This is a genomic window from Mycobacterium sp. E3247, from assembly GCF_001667785.1.
Taxonomy (GTDB): Bacteria; Actinomycetota; Actinomycetes; order Mycobacteriales; family Mycobacteriaceae; genus Mycobacterium.
The window spans coordinates 1-16,051 of sequence record NZ_LZJG01000156.1 but is presented as its reverse complement, the minus strand read 5'-3'; the positions used below and the strand labels follow the sequence as shown (position 1 = coordinate 16,051).

At 67.3% G+C, this 16,051-nt stretch carries 19 protein-coding genes and 1 pseudogene; 8 read left to right on the top strand and 12 right to left on the bottom strand.

From position 1 onward, the window contains the following. Positions 1–136: 136 nt before the first annotated feature. The 3 genes from A9X04_RS30865 to ligD form a co-directional block, all read right to left on the bottom strand. A complete protein-coding gene (locus A9X04_RS30865) occupies positions 137–325 on the bottom strand; it encodes a hypothetical protein (protein ID WP_067919261.1) in 189 nt (62 codons plus the stop codon). A 349-nt stretch (positions 326–674) separates the two neighbouring features. Beyond that, entirely contained in the window at positions 675–869 is a 195-nt protein-coding gene (locus tag A9X04_RS30860; RefSeq protein WP_067919260.1) for a hypothetical protein, read from the bottom strand. A 408-nt stretch (positions 870–1,277) separates the two neighbouring features. Beyond that, a complete protein-coding gene (ligD, locus tag A9X04_RS08345; RefSeq protein WP_067919258.1) occupies positions 1,278–2,312 on the bottom strand; it encodes a non-homologous end-joining DNA ligase in 1,035 nt (344 codons plus the stop codon). Between the two features lie 26 nt (positions 2,313–2,338). On the opposite strand from ligD, the gene A9X04_RS08340 reads away from it, so the two are divergent. After that, positions 2,339–3,409, top strand: a complete 1,071-nt coding sequence (locus A9X04_RS08340) for an ATP-dependent DNA ligase (RefSeq protein ID WP_067919257.1) — start codon at positions 2,339–2,341, stop codon at positions 3,407–3,409. Here A9X04_RS08340 and A9X04_RS08335 read toward each other — a convergent pair. Continuing rightward, the gene (locus A9X04_RS08335) at positions 3,406–4,941 is read right to left on the bottom strand and encodes an HNH endonuclease signature motif containing protein (RefSeq protein ID WP_067919254.1); all 1,536 of its coding nucleotides are present in this window, start codon (positions 4,939–4,941) and stop codon (positions 3,406–3,408) included. The two genes, A9X04_RS08340 and A9X04_RS08335, sit on opposite strands and share 4 nt — an antisense overlap. Before the next feature lie 131 nt (positions 4,942–5,072). On the opposite strand from A9X04_RS08335, the gene A9X04_RS08330 reads away from it, so the two are divergent. Then, the gene (locus A9X04_RS08330) at positions 5,073–5,441 is read left to right on the top strand and encodes a hypothetical protein (protein ID WP_067919253.1); all 369 of its coding nucleotides are present in this window, start codon (positions 5,073–5,075) and stop codon (positions 5,439–5,441) included. A gap of 32 nt (positions 5,442–5,473) precedes the next feature. Here A9X04_RS08330 and A9X04_RS08325 read toward each other — a convergent pair whose 3' ends face one another. From A9X04_RS08325 to A9X04_RS30295, 5 genes are read right to left on the bottom strand one after another with little or no spacing between them, the layout of a single operon-like run. Further along, positions 5,474–6,700, bottom strand: a complete 1,227-nt coding sequence (locus A9X04_RS08325) for a cytochrome P450 (protein ID WP_067919251.1) — start codon at positions 6,698–6,700, stop codon at positions 5,474–5,476. A gap of 40 nt (positions 6,701–6,740) precedes the next feature. Further along, positions 6,741–7,226, bottom strand: coding sequence for an NUDIX domain-containing protein (locus tag A9X04_RS08320; protein ID WP_067919249.1), 486 nt, complete (start codon positions 7,224–7,226; stop codon positions 6,741–6,743). A gap of 4 nt (positions 7,227–7,230) precedes the next feature. Further along, complete coding sequence (locus A9X04_RS08315) at positions 7,231–8,586, bottom strand: wax ester/triacylglycerol synthase family O-acyltransferase (RefSeq protein ID WP_067919247.1); 1,356 nt, start codon at positions 8,584–8,586, stop codon at positions 7,231–7,233. A gap of 42 nt (positions 8,587–8,628) precedes the next feature. Continuing rightward, positions 8,629–9,705 (bottom strand): SDR family oxidoreductase, encoded by a 1,077-nt coding sequence (locus A9X04_RS08310; RefSeq protein ID WP_067919245.1) that lies wholly within the window; start codon positions 9,703–9,705, stop codon positions 8,629–8,631. Continuing rightward, positions 9,702–9,866 carry a hypothetical protein gene (locus A9X04_RS30295; RefSeq protein ID WP_156751854.1) on the bottom strand — a complete coding sequence of 55 codons (165 nt, stop codon included), beginning with the start codon at positions 9,864–9,866 and terminating at the stop codon, positions 9,702–9,704. Before A9X04_RS30295 ends, A9X04_RS08310 begins: the two co-directional genes overlap by 4 nt. Positions 9,867–10,042: 176 nt before the next feature. Here A9X04_RS30295 and A9X04_RS08305 point away from each other — a divergent pair, with 176 nt between their 5' ends. Next, on the top strand, positions 10,043–10,540 hold the full coding sequence (locus A9X04_RS08305) for an adenosine-specific kinase (protein ID WP_067919243.1): 498 nt from the start codon (positions 10,043–10,045) through the stop codon (positions 10,538–10,540). 3 nt (positions 10,541–10,543) lie between these two features. Here the strand turns inward: A9X04_RS08305 and A9X04_RS08300 are convergent, their stop codons facing one another. Then, positions 10,544–10,930, bottom strand: a complete 387-nt coding sequence (locus A9X04_RS08300) for a DUF1330 domain-containing protein (RefSeq protein WP_067919241.1) — start codon at positions 10,928–10,930, stop codon at positions 10,544–10,546. Between the two features lie 8 nt (positions 10,931–10,938). Continuing rightward, positions 10,939–11,796, bottom strand: coding sequence for an SDR family NAD(P)-dependent oxidoreductase (locus A9X04_RS08295; RefSeq protein WP_067919239.1), 858 nt, complete (start codon positions 11,794–11,796; stop codon positions 10,939–10,941). A gap of 107 nt (positions 11,797–11,903) precedes the next feature. On the opposite strand from A9X04_RS08295, the gene A9X04_RS08290 reads away from it, so the two are divergent. Genes A9X04_RS08290 through A9X04_RS08275 form a run of 4 tightly spaced genes read left to right on the top strand, consistent with a single transcriptional unit; the run spans position 11,904 to position 14,861 of the window. Beyond that, a complete protein-coding gene (locus tag A9X04_RS08290; RefSeq protein ID WP_067919237.1) occupies positions 11,904–12,983 on the top strand; it encodes a dihydrodipicolinate reductase in 1,080 nt (359 codons plus the stop codon). Beyond that, positions 12,980–13,480, top strand: coding sequence for a VOC family protein (locus A9X04_RS08285; protein ID WP_067919235.1), 501 nt, complete (start codon positions 12,980–12,982; stop codon positions 13,478–13,480). The genes A9X04_RS08290 and A9X04_RS08285 overlap by 4 nt, the downstream gene beginning before the upstream one ends. Next, complete coding sequence (locus A9X04_RS08280; protein ID WP_067919233.1) at positions 13,477–14,250, top strand: SDR family NAD(P)-dependent oxidoreductase; 774 nt, start codon at positions 13,477–13,479, stop codon at positions 14,248–14,250. Before A9X04_RS08285 ends, A9X04_RS08280 begins: the two co-directional genes overlap by 4 nt. Further along, positions 14,247–14,861 (top strand): TetR/AcrR family transcriptional regulator, encoded by a 615-nt coding sequence (locus tag A9X04_RS08275; RefSeq protein WP_067919231.1) that lies wholly within the window; start codon positions 14,247–14,249, stop codon positions 14,859–14,861. The genes A9X04_RS08280 and A9X04_RS08275 overlap by 4 nt, the downstream gene beginning before the upstream one ends. On the opposite strand, the gene A9X04_RS08270 is transcribed toward A9X04_RS08275, so the two are convergent. Further along, complete coding sequence (locus A9X04_RS08270; protein WP_067919229.1) at positions 14,862–15,860, bottom strand: D-2-hydroxyacid dehydrogenase family protein; 999 nt, start codon at positions 15,858–15,860, stop codon at positions 14,862–14,864. 91 nt (positions 15,861–15,951) lie between these two features. On the opposite strand from A9X04_RS08270, the pseudogene A9X04_RS32235 reads away from it, so the two are divergent. After that, positions 15,952–16,051, top strand: a pseudogene (locus tag A9X04_RS32235) (hypothetical protein); the annotation flags it as partial.

Sequence of the window (16,051 nt, the reverse complement as noted above, 5' to 3'; positions counted from 1 at the left end):
AGGTGGGACGGTTCAGCAGAGGGCTACGCGCCGCTTTCAAACTGTTGCCGCGTGGCTCACCGGAAATTTGGTGAATCCCATCATGTTCCGCATTGCACTCACGTAATATTGCTCACCTCGGGCGTACATCTTCCCTCTAACGGATGGAGTGGTTCATGTCACGCATGAAGTACAAGGTTGCCCTCGGCCTGATCCTGGCCGCCACCGCGTTGGCCAGCTCTGGTTGCACGATCCCGTTGACCATCGACTGCAGCACTGCATCCACCGGGATAACCTGCTCGCCGTAGGGCAGGCCGGCGGCCTTCGGGGGTTGCGCTACTGGCACGCCCTACTTGACATCGTCCGTTCTTGGACCTGCCGAGGGGCACCGCAGTTTGCCTAAGCGTGCCAGTCAGCGTACCCGATGGGCTGTTGCAGTGAATTCGTGAAGATGCTTGGTAATCAAGCGTTTTCCTGCATTGGCAGGGCACCGGGTTGTTGGTTGTCGCCCTGCCGTATATAGGCGGGCGTTCCGTTGCTCTGCGCGCTCGAGCGTCCGAGCGGGCTCGTCGGTCACTGTGACGAATCTCCTCCAGCCTTGTGGCACAAGGGAATCCAGCCTGCGACGTTTCAGAAATAGCCGTCGCGCCGTCAAACAGTTGACGCAGATTGCCTCAATTTTGTTGAATCCCACATCATTCCGCGTTGTACTCACGTACTATAACTTTCCTCGGGCGAAACATTTCTTCATCGGCGAACGGAGTGTTCATGTCTCGTTTGAAGTACAAAGTCGTTCTCGGCGTGGTCCTGGGCTTCACCGCATTGGCAAGCTCCGGATGTACGCTGCCCACCATCTCGTGCACCAGCACCGGCACCTCAATCAGCTGCACGCCGTAGAACTGGCCGCAAGGGCGGCCAGTCACCCGGCCGCCCGGTCGTGATCCACTGCTTGCATCGGGTCACCAGTTCACGTACGGTTGGCCGCCATTGCGCTCTCGCCGTAGCGGCGGCCAACCGTCCCAGCGCGGCCCTAATACGTTGAAGTGACTTGTACCTCAAGCCTTCTCGATGGCCGGTATTCGGTTCTTGGCTGCGTCCGCGCGACGCGGGATGCCGGCGGTCCGGGCACTACCGCTGGTCACGCTGGCAGGGAACCTCCACAATCTGCCCCGATGGGTCTCGCCAGAGCAGGCAGTCAGCAGTAGAGTTGTGCTGAAAGTTGTTGCCCCAGAAGCGTCGGGTTCGCCAGGTGACTTCGAGGGGTCGTTTCTGGGGCACAACCACCATCTCCGAGCCCCTCAGCGGCCACCATCCTTCTTCCGGTCCGTATCCCGGCTGGGTTGAACGCGTTTCGGTTCGCCGGGCATTTTCGGGTAGTTCGGCGGATACGGCATGTCCCCCAGGCCGCGCGCCTCGTCATCGTCGGCCATCTCCAGCAGGGGCACGATCGACTGCGCCGCGTCGTCCATCGCTGCCCACGGGTCTTCGCGGCCCTCCACGAGGCCGGGGACGGACGCAATGGTGTAGTCGTCTGGTTCCGCGCCGGCCAGCTCGTCCCAGGTGAGCGGCGTCGACACCGTCGCGATCGGGGTGGGCCGCACCGAATAGGCCGACGCCATCGTGCGGTCCCGGGCGTTTTGATTGAAGTCGATGAAGATGCGCTCGCCGCGCTGCTCTTTCCACCACGCCGTGGTGACGGCCTCGGGCGCGCGGCGCTCCACCTCGCGGGCCAGCGCGATACCGGCGCGGCGTACCTCGATGAAGTCCCAGTCCGTGGCGATCCGCAGGAAGACGTGGATCCCCCGGCCGCCTGAGGTCTTGGGGTAGCCCACCAGACCGAGCTCGTCGAGTAACGGCCGCAACACGTCGACGGCGACCGTACGCGCGTGCTCGAAGGCGACACCGGGCTGCGGGTCCAGGTCGATGCGCAACTCGTCGGGATGGTCGGTGCCGGGGCACCGCACCTGCCAGGGGTGCAGTGTGATGGCGCCCATCTGGGCCGCCCAGACGATCGCCGAGGGATGCGTGACCTTGAGCGCGTCCGCGGTGCGTCCGGAGGGAAACGTCACCCGGCAGGTCTGCAGGTAGTCGGGATGGTGCTGCGGGATGCGTTTCTGGTAGATCTCCTCGCCGTCGACGCCGTCCGGGAAGCGCTGCAGATGGGTCGGCCGGTCGCGGAGCGTGGCGAGCATCGGTCCGGCAGCCACGGCGCGGTAGTACTCGACGAGTCTGCGTTTGGTGCCGTTGGAGCCCAACTTGGGGAAGTAGACCTTGTCCGGGTTGGTCAGGCGCACCGCAATACCGTCGACGTCGAGCTCTTCTGCAGCAGCCATACCGACGATTCCAGCACAATCGGCCTATGGACCTACCTGTCATGCCCCCGGTGTCGCCGATGCTGGCCAAATCGGTGCGGTCGATCCCGCCGGACGCGTCGTACGAGCCCAAATGGGACGGGTTCCGGTCCATCTGTTTCCGGGACGGCGACGAAGTGGAGCTGGGCAGCCGCAACGAACGGCCCATGACGCGCTACTTTCCCGAGCTGGTGGCCGCCGTGCGGGCGGAGCTGCCGCGGCGTTGCGTGATCGACGGGGAGATCGTCATCGCTACCGGCCACGGCCTGGATTTCGAGGCGTTGCAACAACGCATCCACCCGGCCGACTCGCGGGTGCGGATGCTCGCCGAGACGACGCCGGCGTCCTTCATCGCGTTCGACTTGCTCGCCCTGGGCGACGACGACTACACGCGGCGGCCGTTCAGCGAGCGACGCGCGGCCCTCGTCGAGGCGCTAGGGGGTTCGGGACCGTCGATCCACGTCACGCCGGCCACCACCGACATCGACCTCGCGCGGCGCTGGTTCGACGAGTTCGAGGGTGCCGGCCTCGACGGCGTCATCGCCAAGCCGCTGACCGTCACCTATCAGCCCGACAAAAGGGTCATGTTCAAGATCAAACATGAGCGGACCGCCGACTGCGTGGTCGCCGGCTACCGCGTGCACAAGTCCGGCGGCGACTCGATCGGCTCGCTGCTGCTCGGGCTCTACCAGGACGACGGTCAGCTGGCCTCCGTCGGGGTCATCGGCGCCTTTCCGATGGCCGAGCGACGGCGCCTGTTCGCCGAACTCCAGCCGCTGGTCACCGATTTCGACGAGCACCCGTGGAACTGGGCCGCCCACGAGGCCGGCGAACGAACGCCGCGCAAGAACGAGTTCTCACGCTGGAACGCGGGCAAGGATCTTTCGTTCGTGCCGCTGCGACCCGAGCGCGTGGTCGAGGTCCGCTACGACCATATGGAAGGCCGCCGTTTTCGGCACACCGCGCAGTTCAACCGGTGGCGGCCGGACCGCGACCCGCGCTCGTGCACATACGAACAACTCGAGCAACCGGTCACCTTCAGCCTCGGTGCCATCGTGCCCGGACTCGGACCGGGCTAGAAGGGCGGCGGCTGGTTGCGTTCGGCGATGTGGGCGGCGTTGAGCGCGCGCTCGGCATCAATGCGGCGCGCTCGGTCTTGCCGTCGGGTCCGCCGGCGCGCGGGCATCATCACGCCGCGATCGCCGCGGGGACGATAGTTCCTTAGGACACTGGACAATTCGCCCGTCGGGGCGCACAGTGCGGGAAACAACAGCCGACTGCCCGGACGGGTGATGTACGTCCGCCCGGCCGGTGACGTCCACACCACGGTGCCGTCCGGCCGTTGCTCGTCGCGCCAACCCGTCCAGAAAGTCTTGAGCAGGTGGTGCTTCCTGCATAAGCACTTGAGGTTGGACGCGTGAGTGGGGCCCAGCGGGTAGGGCACCGTGTGGTCGATGTCGGTGAACTCGGCGGGTCGATCACAACCGGGGAACCGGCACGTCATGTCCCGGCACCGGACGAACCGCTCCAGCTCGGCCGACGGGCGGTAACCGGGCTCCGGCGTTGCGTCCGCGGGATGGCGCACCGGCCGGACTTTGGCCCCACCACGGATCAACTCGGCGACCTGCGCCGGCGAGATCACGCCGCCGCCGGGAATCAGCGCGGGCGGCCGGGGATCGGGGACGTCGGGCTCGGGATCGGGGGCCAGTGCCTCCGCCAGGGTCGTCTGGTCGGTGATGCGCCGCGACCGCCGCTCTCCCGACATGTGCGGGTCGGGGTCGGCCTGCAGCGTCGACGCGTCGGCGACGACGTGGATCACCACGCCGGCCGCCCGCTCGTCCGTCTCGGCGCCGGCCGGGCAGTCCGCGTTGCCGCAACCACAGGCGAGCCGGTCCGAACCGGCGGCCAAGGCGCCCAGCGCGTCGGCACGCCGCTGCGCGACGGTGCGCGGATCGTCTGCACACACCTCCCCGGCCATCTGCAGCAGGCGCCGGTCCAGCATGGCCGCGTCATTCGCATAGAGCCGGCCCCACATGGCGGCGGTGCCCGACTCGTCGTCGGATTGGTCGATGACGACGTCACGACTGCGGCCCGCGGCGCGAGTGCGCCGCAGGGCGCCGGGATCGTAACGGCCCACCACCACGTCGATGGCCTGCGCGGTCTTGTTGGCCGACATCGGCCCGAACTGCGCGGCGTCTTCGGCCAGCGTGGTATCGATCAATCGCAGGGTGTCGGGGTCCTTCACGAGGTCGGTGTGCCACACGATGGTCGCCGCCAAGCGGGCGCTGATGATGCCCTCGCCAAAGAGAGCCGCGACCCGGGGCAGCCGGTTGCGCAACGCCGCCGCCAGATACATCTGCCCCGAGGCCATGGCGTGGCTGATGTTTTGTGCCGCGGCGACTTCCGCGGCGATGGCATCCCAGTTGTCGCAGGACCAGTGGGCGGAGCTGGTCGGCCCCTGGGCCCGGCGGTGCACCAGCTCCGCGATGGCCGCCAGCCTGCGCGCCGAGGCCACCGCCTCCACCCGCGCGCACTCGGCGATGGCGGCCGCCAGTTCCGCATCCTCGGCGCGCGCCAGCTCCTCGACCGTCGGCAGCCGGACATCGAACATGTTTTCGATAGTAGGCCCGGCCGGCGACGCGGAGCACCGCTCGACCGCCAGGCTGTGGAGAAACCTCCAACTGTGCATAACCCGCGGTCCCGGCGCGTTTAACGCCCGCTGCCGGCGGGCACGCGAACGACATGTCAGTAACAGCGTTTCAAGACCTGCCGGTGGCCGATCACGACCGCAAGTGGGATGGTGACGCCGCCGAGAAGCGGGTCCGCAAGTGGGCCGGCGCCGAGGAGCAGCCGAACGAGAAGTACCGCGATGCCCACGTCTGGTACGACAACGGCAAGAAGGACAACTTCACGGCGTACAAGCTCCTGATCGCCGACGTCGTCGGCGGCGACCTTCAGGCGGTCCCGCGCGGGGTGATGGCCGCGGGCGCCATCATGGACGGCGCGCGCGGCGGCATCGACCTGCCGAAGACGGACGTCGATCGGGTCAAAAGCCACCTGGCCAAGTACTACAAGAAGATGGGTGAAAGCCCGCCGTGGGAGCGCTGCTGAGCACAGCGCGGCTGAGGCACAGCGCGGCTGACCTAAACCGTGACTTGCAGGCGCGACAGCCCACGCAGCGTGACGTTGGCCTTGTATTGCGGCTCACCGTCCAGCCGCGCACCCGGGAATCGCGCCGTCACCGCCGACAGCGTCACGCCGGCCTCCAGCCGGGCCAGCGGCGCGCCCAGGCAGTAGTGGGCTCCCCGGCCGAAGCCCAAGTGACGCAACCCCTTCCGGTCCGGATCGAACACATCGGGCCGCTCGAATTCCGCGGGATCACGATGGGCCGCAGCGAGCAGGAGCATCATCACGTCGCCCGCCGGTACCTCGACCCCGCCAATCGTCATGTCCGCGAGAGCGATTCGGCCGACTAACTGCACGGGCGGGTCGTAGCGCAGCGTCTCTTCCACGATCGCCGGCGCTCGACCGGGGTCGGCACCCAGGGCGCCCCACTGCACGGGGTCGCGCAGCAGTGCCAGCATGGCATTCCCGATGAGGTTCACCGTCGTCTCGTGTCCGGCGATCAGGAGCAGGTTGCAGGTGGAGACGATCTCCTCCTGGCTCAGTTGATCGCCGGACTCCTCCACCGCGATCAGCCCCGACAGCAGGTCGTCTCCAGGTTGTGAACGGCGGCGGTCGATCAGCCCGTGGAAGTATTCGCGCAACCAGGCCCCGGCCTGTTGTCGTTCGTTCGCGATCTCCGCCGGCACGCCGGTGATCGTCGAAAACGGGTCGAGCGCCTGAGCCAGCGACGCCGACGCACGGCTGAACTGCGGCTCGTCGTCGAGCGGCACACCGAGCAACCGGCAGATCACCGCCACCGGCAGCGGGTAGGCGAAATCCTCGACGACCTCGAAGTGGCCCCTCTCGGCGACCCGATCGAGCATCCCGTCGACCAGCGCACGAATGTCGGGCTCCAGCGCGCTCACCACCTTCGGCGCGAACGCCTTGCTGACCAGCCTGCGCAGGCGGGTGTGGTCGGGCGGATCGAGGAACAGGAAGCCCGGCGGTCCCTGCCGGCGCGGTGCCGTCCCGGCCTCGGCCTGGCGCTTCGCGACGGCCGAGTTGATGTTGTCGCTGCTCGACAACGGGTGCCGCAACACCTCGTCGCAGTCTCGGTAACTCAAGAACACGGCGAGGTTGGCGTCGGGCAGCTGCAAGGCTCCGCCGTCGCGAAACTGCGCGCAGAGCCGATACGGGTCGGGTCGGTTGGCCGGGTCCAGCAGCTGCAGCAACAACCCCTGGGAGTCGGTCGGCGCGGTCGTCATGCGGCCATTCTGCCCGTCGGCCGACGCCCCGGCCGCAACGTCAGGTTCCTTCGTGTAAGCCCGTCAAATCCGGATGCGCCATCAATCGGTCCAGAAACCCGAGCTGGCCCTTCAACAGCTTGACTCGCGCCTGCGCCACCGGAAACCAGCCCACCCGGTCGACCTCCGGGAACTCCCGCATCGTGCCAGATCCCTTCGGCCACTCCAATTCGAAAGTGTTGCTGCGCGCGTCGGTCACATCGAGGTCGCCGCCGACGGCGAAGGCGGTGACCACCTTGCCGCCGGACTGCTTGAGTTCTCCAAGGTCCAGCCGGGTTCCATCCGGCACCGTAAGCCCGAGCTCTTCGAAGAACTCGCGTTGCGCGGCAACCCACGGATCCTCCCCGTCGGCGTACTCGCCTTTGGGAATCGACCAGGCCCCGTTGTCTTTTCGCGCCCAGAACGGGCCGCCCGGATGCGCGATCAGGACCTCGACGGCGCCGTCGCGGGTCCGGTACAACAGCACACCCGCACTGAGTCTCGGCATCCGATCAGGACCCGACCGAACGTTCCAGGTCCTTGAGCGACGACTCCAGGTGCGTCAGCAGTCGCTGCAGGTGCGGCACGCTCCGCCGGCATCCCACCAGGCCGAAGTCCAGATTGCCGGCGTTGTTGGCGAGGGTGATGTTCAGCGCCTGGCCGTCCAGCGCGATGGACAGCGGGTAGTTGCCGTCGAGGCGGGCGCCCCCGTAGTAGATCGGCTGAGTGGGCCCGGGCACGTTCGAGATGATGATGTTGAACGGCGGCGACGTGGACGCCACCCAGCCCGGGACGGCCGCCAAAGCCAGCGCCGACGTGTTGGCCGCGGACAGCGCCAGCGCCTGGAAGCGGGGCAGCTGCGAGAACACCGTCTTGTTGCGGCGCATCGAATCGCTGATGGCCTGCAGTCGCTGCGCGGGATCGTCGGTATCGGTGGCGAGGTTGCACAGGATGGCGCCGACGAGGTTGCCCCCGGCGTCGGCCTCGTCCTCGGTGCGCAGGCTCACCGGGACCATCGCGATCAGCGGGGCGTCCGGCAGCGCGTTCTGCTCGAGCAGGTAGTAGCGCAGGGCGCCCGAACACATCGCCAGGACGACGTCGTTGACGGTGACCCCGGCCGCCTTCTTGACGGCTTTGATGCGGTCCAGAGACCATGACTGCGCCGCGCAGCGGCGCGCGCCGCCGATCTTCACGTTCAGCATGGTGCTCGGGGCTCCGAAGGGCAACGTCAACTGCTGCTCGAGCAGCGCCGCGCGGGCCAGCGAGACCGTCGACGGGCCAAGTGCCGCAAGCGATCCCGCCGCACGCACCGCGGAACGCAACGGGCTCACCGGACTGTTCTTGCGCTTGCTTTTGGGCAGGCTCCACGGCGCGCGAATCTCGGTTTCGGCGGGGTCGGTCGACAACGCGCGCTGCATCAGTTTCTGCGCGGAGACGCCGTCGATCAGGGCGTGGTGCACCTTGGTGTAGATCGCGAACCGGCCATCCTTGAGGCCCTCGATGATGTGCGTCTCCCACAGGGGGCGGTGCCGGTCCAGCAGGCTGCTATGCCAGCGCGACGTCAGCTCCAGCAATTCACGGATCCGACCGGGCGACGGCACCGCCGAACGCCGGACGTGGTAGTCGACGTCGACGTCATCGTCGTAGGACCAGCCCAGGTTCGCGATTCCGCCGACGAACGTCGCCGGATGCTTGCGGAAGGTGGGCTGAAAATCCTGCTGCGCGACCAAGCGGTCATAGAGGTCCCGGACGAAGCCGGGACCGGCGCCTTCGGGCATCTCGAACAACTGCAAGCCACCGACGTGCATGGGGTGTTCCCGCGACTCCCCCAGCAGAAATATCGCGTCGGTGGGCATCATCAGGTCCATCCACCCATTAGACCCCGACCGGCGCCGGGGCGACGGCGCTCTTCAGAACATCGCCGCCGAGCCGATGGCGGGATGACTGCGCATGAAATCCACGAGTCGATCGACATAGCTGCGGAACGCGGGCGGCTCGATACCGCTGCCGGCGAGATCGGCCCGACAATGATCGGTCAAGTAGAAGGTGGGCTGGGCGAAGTAATCGACCGCCTCGGGAGGGATGCGCATCAAGCGGTAGAGCCCCGGAACGTGCGCCAGTGCAGCTTTCGTCAATTTCAGCGGCAGCCGGATCTTGAGCAGTTCGCGACCCGTCGCCTGGGCCAGCGTATCCGCCATCTCGTCGACTGTAAGCGGTCGCGGATCCGCCAGATGATAGGTGCGCCCCTCCGAGACGGAGAGGCCGCTCAGATATCCGACGGCGTCAACGATGAAGTCTCGCGGGACCACGTTGACGCGCGTCTTCACGGGATCACCCACCATCGGCAGGATCGCGTAGCGAGGCTGTCGCAGCAGCCACTGCATGACGAAGTAGGGGCCGTCGAATTTTTGTGTCTGCCCGGTACGGCTGTCGCCGACGACAATTGAGGGGCGATAGATCGTGGCAGGCATGCCCGCGGACATACGCCAACGCACCTCCGCCTCGGCGAGGTGCTTGGTCTCTTCGTAGTAGTTGTTGAACGGCGCATCGACTTCGAGGTCATCCTCGCTGAATGGGCCGGCGTAACGGCCGCTGACGTAGCAGGTGCTGAAGTAATGCAGCCGCGTCAGGCTCCGACAGCGTTCGAGCGCGTCCAGGACGTTTCGGGTCCCATTGACGTTGACCCGAACCGCCACGTCGCGCGGCACCGCCAAGTCATACACGGCGGCCAGGTGCCAGGCCTCGGTGACCTCGGCGAAGGTCTCTGGTGCAACGCCGAGACCGGGTTGGGTGATGTCGCCCTCGACCAGCCGGATCCTCCCATCGAGAAACGGTTCCGCACCGCTCAGCTCGTCCACGCGTCGCCGTGCCAGCGTGCCGAACTTGGGCTGCACCAGACAGATGGCCGACTCGCCGGTGCGGCCGAGGATGCCCGGCAGCAACGCGCTACCGAGAAAGCCGGGAAACCCTGTCATCAAGACGGTCATCGCCGCACTCCCGACCCGGTGGTTTTGTTGCCAAAGTGGTTGCGGTGGGCAAGTTCTACGGTCGCGCGGCGCACCCTCAGACGGAAACTCCACTGTGCGGCCTGATCAAACGGCACGCGCACGTGGCGTCTTTCCTCGATGAGATCGAGCAAGGCGTTCATCGCTCTTTCCCCTGCTTTAACGGGCCCGTCGAAGAGAGACGCTATCGGCTACCGGCGGCGTTAGGACGGGTCTTTTGAACCCAGCACACAAGTCATTGGTCCTCAGTTGGGCCGACTGGCAATGAGGCGGCTAAGAAGTCTTTCGGGCGACCGTAGCCGGGTGGCAGCATGGGCTGGTGACGACAACATCGCTGACGTGGGATGTGGTGGCCGTTGACAAGCCCGAGGATGTCAACGTGATCATTGGCCAGGCGCATTTCGTCAAAACCGTCGAAGACCTGCACGAGGCGCTGGCCGGAGTGAGTCCGTCGCTGCGGTTCGGGGTGGCCTTCTGCGAGGCGTCGGGACCGCGGTTGGTTCGCCGCAGCGGCAACGACGGCGAGTTGGTTGACTTGGCGACGCGCACGGCGCTGGCCATCGCGGCCGGACATAGCTTCGTGATCTTCTTGCGTGAGGGCTTTCCGGTCAACGTCCTCAATCCCGTGAAGTCGGTGCCCGAAGTCTGCGGGATCTACTGCGCCACAGCCAACCCGGTTGATGTCCTGGTTGCTGTTTCTCCGCGCGGTCGCGGCATCGTTGGCGTCATCGACGGGCAGACGCCCGTCGCGGTGGAAGGCGACCGTGAGGTGGCCGAGCGCCACGATCTGCTGCGCGCAATCGGCTACAAGCTCTGAGTGTCAGTCGCCCGCGACTGACCACACCGACGTGGCGATCAGGTCACCGCGCTCCAGGCCGGCGGCGCGGTGCTGGTGAACCTCGGCGTACTCCGGCGTGCTCACCATGTCCATGAATGCCTGCGGCGTCGGATACTCGACGACGAGAATCGCATCCCACCAAGGCTTTTCATCGTCACCGATCACATAGGCCGGTGCGGTTCCCGCGTAACGGACGGTGGCACCCACCCGCCGCAGGTGCGGCGCCACCTCCAGGGCGTAGCGCCGGTAGGACTCCCGCCCACCCGGGTTCTTGAACTTCAACAGGTTGACCATTACCACCGGCTCGTCGGCGGGCCGGGTGGCCAGGGCCGCGAACTGTTCGGGGGTGGGCTCCAGGGAATGGCTCATGAAAACGATTACAGCAGATCGGTGATGGTCTTCAGGCCCGCTTCGTACAGGACGCCGGGCAACATGCCGCCGTCATGCTCGATGGTGGTGCCGTTGACGAAGTCGGCCTCCCCGCCGGCGAGGAATACACAGACCCGGCCCACCTCCGCCGGTTCGCCCGCCCGGCGCAGCGGGACGGCCGCGAAATACTTTGCGCCGGTAGGGTCGTCTTTGGGCAGTACGAACGACCGAAAGTTCTCGGTCATGGTCGGTCCCAGTGCGATGCAGTTGACCCGGACCTTGGGCCCCCACTCCTCGGCCAGCGATCGGGTGAGATGGTTGAGCCCGCTCTTGGCGGCGCCGTAGGAGACCAACGTCGGTGACCCCGCCGGATGCCCGGCCCCGCTGGAGATGTTGATGATGCAACCGACGCCGTCCTGGGTGCGCATCTGCCGGTACGCGCGGATCGCGAACCAAAGGGGGCTGATCAGGTTCATCTGCACCGCGAGCGCGTGAAAGAGCGCCGTGCGCTCATACTCGTCATCGCTCGCCGGCGCACCCTGAATGCGTTGCACCAGTTCGGGAATGCCCTCCGCGTGCGGAGCCGGAACCGTCCCGCCGGCATTGTTGACCAGGATGTCGATGCGGCCGTGCTCGGCGACGACGTCGGCGACGAACGCGTCGATCGCGCGGTAGTCCCCTTGGTCGCAGACCTGTTGTGAGGCCCGTCCCGCCCATTCGGGTTCGACACCGGGGATGGTGTCCAGGGGCGAACGGGAACACCCGACGACGGTGGCGCCGGCGCGGAGCAGCTCATGGGCGATGCCGACGCCCACACCGCGGCTGGTTCCCGTCACGATCGCGACTTTTCCGTCCAGGGCACTCATGACAGGCCTTTCCACGCCAGGCAGATGTTGACAGTGACTGTCAGCGGGTCATACTGTGCCATTCCGGTCATCGGCGTGTAAAGGCATGCGATTGGGAGGTCACCCAGATGAGCAGTTCGTCCAAGCTCCGCGTCATCCAATGGGCGACCGGGGGCGTCGGCAAGGCGGCCATCGCGTGCGTGCTCAACCATCCGCAGTTGGAGCTCGCCGGCTGCTGGGTGCACTCGGCGGACAAGAACGGGGTCGACGTCGGCCGGATCCTGGGAACCGGGGACCTCGGCGTCACCGCCACGTCCAGCGCTGAGCAGATCCTGGCGCTGGAAGCCGACTGCGTCGTCTACAGCCCGTTGGTACCCAACGACGACGAGGTCATCGCGATCCTGCGATCCGGCAAGAACGTCGTCACGCCGGTCGGCTGGGTATACCCCGACCCCGCCAACCGGCGGCACCGGGCCGTCGCCGATGCCGCGGCCGAAGGCGGGGTGACCCTGCACGGTTCGGGGATCCACCCCGGCGGCATCACGGAGCGGTTCCCGCTGATGCTGTCCTCCCTCTCGTCGGCCGTCACCCACGTCCGCGCCGAGGAGTTCTCCGACATCCGCACCTACAACGCCCCGGACGTCGTGCGTCACATCATGGGATTCGGCGGTACCCCCGAGGAAGCCATGCAGGGGCCCATGGCCGGCCTGCTGGACGGGGGCTTCAAACAATCGGTCCGAATGATCGCCGACCACATGGGTTTTCGCATCGACCCGAACATCAGGACCATCCAGGACGTCGCGGTCGCGACCTCCGACATCGACTACGCCCCGTTCCCGATCACGACGGGGGCCGTGGCCGCTCGCCGGTTCCGCTGGCAGGCCCTGGTGGACGGCGAACCGGTCATCACGGCGGCGGTCAACTGGCTGATGGGCGAGGAAAACCTGGATCCGGCCTGGGATTTCGGCGGACGTGGCGAACGGTTCGAGGTCGAGATCACCGGCGATCCCACCGTGAACCTCACCTTCAAGGGGCTGCAACCCGAGACGATCGCCGAAGGGCTGGTGAAGAATCCCGGCGTGGTGGCCACGGCCAACCACTGCGTCAACGCCATCCCCGACGTCTGCGCCGCAGAACCCGGGATCAAGACCTACCTCGACCTGCCCCTGTTCGCCGGCCGCCCCGCGCCAGGCCTCGCGGCGTCATGACCGGCGTCCTCGGCGACGTCTCGTTCTGCCACCTCGTCGTCGGGGTCACCGACATGGACCGCGCCCTGGCGTTCTACCGCGACCTGCTCGGCATGGAGGTCGTCTTCGAAACCCTGATCTCCGGTGAGCCTTTCGACGCCGCGCTGCACGCCACCCGCAGGCAGGAGGGCCGGGTGGTGGGCGGATTGCTCGGTGGGTTGATGGTCGAGCTGCTGTCGCTGGGTCCGAACACTCCAGAGCACCGGTCGGCACGCCGCGGCATCACCGGGATCCACAACGTCGCCCTGTCGGTGACCGACCTCGACGCCACCCACCGCCGTGTGACTGCGGCCGGCTACTCCCCCGACCAGGAGCCCTTCGAAATCGGCGGCGTGCGAATGTTTTTCGTCAAGGACCCGGACGGGACAACTCTCGAGTTCATCGAACTTCCCGGCGGCGCGCGCAGCACGTACGAGATGCACCGCGGGGTGCCGCTACAGATGGGGCCCGCGACATGAGCTACTCACACCCCGAGTCGATGCGCGGCCACGTCGCGATCGTCACCGGCGCCGCCCAGGGTGTGGGCAAGGGCACCGCTGCCGCCCTGCTGGAGCGCGGCGCATCGGTGCTGCTGGTCGACATCCAGGACGAACTGCTGGGCACGACCACCGTGGAGCTGTCGGCGCTGGGCCGCGTCGAGAAGCTCACCGCCGACCTGCGCGACCCGGCCAGCGCCCAGCGGATCGTGACGGCCGCCGTCGACGCCTTCGGTACGGTCCACGGCCTGGTCAACAACGCGATCGCCACCAACGAGCCCAAGGCATTCGTCGACATCACCACCGAAGACTTCGCGCTCGGCCACGACGTCGGCCCACGCGCGACCTTCCTGCTCATGCAAGCCGTACACCCCGTCATGGTCGAAGCGGGCGGCGGGTCGATCGTCAACCTCGGCTCGGGCACGGGGACCGGTGGTGAGCCGAAGTGGGGTGGCTACGCCGCCGCCAAGGAGGCCATCCGGGGCCTGTCGAAGGTCGCCGCCCTGGAGTGGGGCCGAGACAACATCCGCGTCAACGTCATCTGTCCATTCGCCGAATCGGATGGCGTCAAGTTCTGGAAGTCGTTCGCGCCCAAGGAGTACGAGAAGGCCGTCGGACGCGTACCGATGAAGCGCATCGGCGATGTCCGCACCGACGTGGGCGCGTTGGTGGCGTTCCTGCTGGGCACCGACTCGACGTTCATCACCGGACAGACCATTCACGTCGACGGTGGGATCGGCTGCTTCCGGTGAGCTCGCCCGACAGACCGGAGTCGTTGCGCGATCGGCAGCGCGCACAGATCCGGGCCGACATCAGGCGCGCGGCGTTCCGGCTGTTCGTCGAGCGGGGGTACGACGCGGTCACCACCGAGGAGATCGCCGCCGCCGCGGGCGTTTCGGCGCGCACCTTCTTCCGGCATGTGCCGACGAAGGAAGACCTGTTACTCGCCCCCGTTCGCCATGGCGGCGCCGCGATCGTCAACCTGCTCGAGCAGCGACCCGCGAACGAGCCACCGGACGTCGCGTTGATCAACGCCATCGTCACGCGGACACGCTCATTCGAGCAGGCCGACACCGACGAGTGGCGAGAAGCGCTGCTGGTGGCGCCCCACCTGCTTCCCAAGGTGACAGTCCACACGCCCGCCGACAAGGAGCGGGCGGCCAAGCTGATCGCCGGGCGCATGGGCGTGAACCCCGACGCCGACATGCGTCCCGGCCTACTGGTCCAACTCGCCTTCGCCGCAGCCGATTTCGGCTTCCAGCAATGGGTCCGCCGGCCCGGACGCGCGTGGCCGCTCGATCGCTACGTCACCGAGGCCCTGGAAGCGGTCAAGAGTCCGCACTGGAGACGCCAACGCGGCTGATCACCCTCGCGACGCCTCGGGGTTGGCGATCCGAATGGGGGCCCCGTCCAGCCAGGCGGCCACCGACTCCACGGTGTCGGAGTAGAAGGCACCGAGCATTTCGCGGGTGACGTACCCCAGGTGGGGCGACAGGGTGACGTTCGGGAGCACCCGCAACGGGTGAGCAGTCGGCAGCGGTTCGATGTCGTAGACGTCAAGCCCGGCGCCGGCGATGCGGCGCGCCGTGAGGGCGGCGATCATCGCGGCCTCGTCCACGATCGGCCCCCGCGACGTGTTGATCAGGTACGCGTGCGGCTTCATCAGGGCCAGCTCGGGCTCGCCGACAAGGCCGCGTGTGCGCTCGGAGAGCACCACATGGATGGACACCACGTCGGCCTCCTCGAACAGCGCCGCCTTGTCGACCCGGCGCGCGCCCACCGCCGCGGCGGCGTCCGCGGTGAGGTTCTGGCTCCACGCGATGACCTCCATCCCAAAGGCTTTCGCGTATCCGGCCATCCGCGTGCCCACCCGGCCGAGGCCGAGCAGCCCGAGCGTCTTGCCGGACAGCGTGAGACCCGTCGTCACCTGCCAGCCGCCGTCTCGCATGCGCCGGTGTTCTTCGGCCAGGTTGCGCACCGTGGCGATCAGCAGTCCCCACGCGAACTCGGGCGTGGCGTCCTGGACCGACCGGAACCGCGGATGGGCGAAATCGGTGTTGGCGACCAGGATCCCCCGCTCGGTGGCCGCGGCCAGGTCCAGGTTGGGCAGGCTTCGGCCGACGATGGTGATCAGCCTGAGATTCGGCAACCGCTCGAGAAGCGTCCGCGGCAGTGCCATGCGCTCGCGCAGGGTACAGATGACGTCGAAGGGCCGCAGCGCCTCCGCCGCCTCCTCCTCGGACAGGTGCCGGTCGAAAACCGTCACGCGGGAACGGGTTTGCACCGGCGACCAGTCGGCAAGCCGCAGTGCCACGCCCGCGTAGTCGTCAAGGATCGCCACCTGGGGCGCGGGATTCGCCATGGCCCCATTGAACCTCAGGTCAGGAATCGTCGATGGCCCACCGTTGGTTGACGAGGTCCGCGTCCATACGCCGGGCGAACTGGAATACTCAGCCGCCACCTCCACCGGCGCCTCCACCACCCCCGACGGCGACTCGCTCGGCCGCGCCGCCGGCCTGCTGTCCACGGCGGAGCGGCCGGTGATCATGGCCG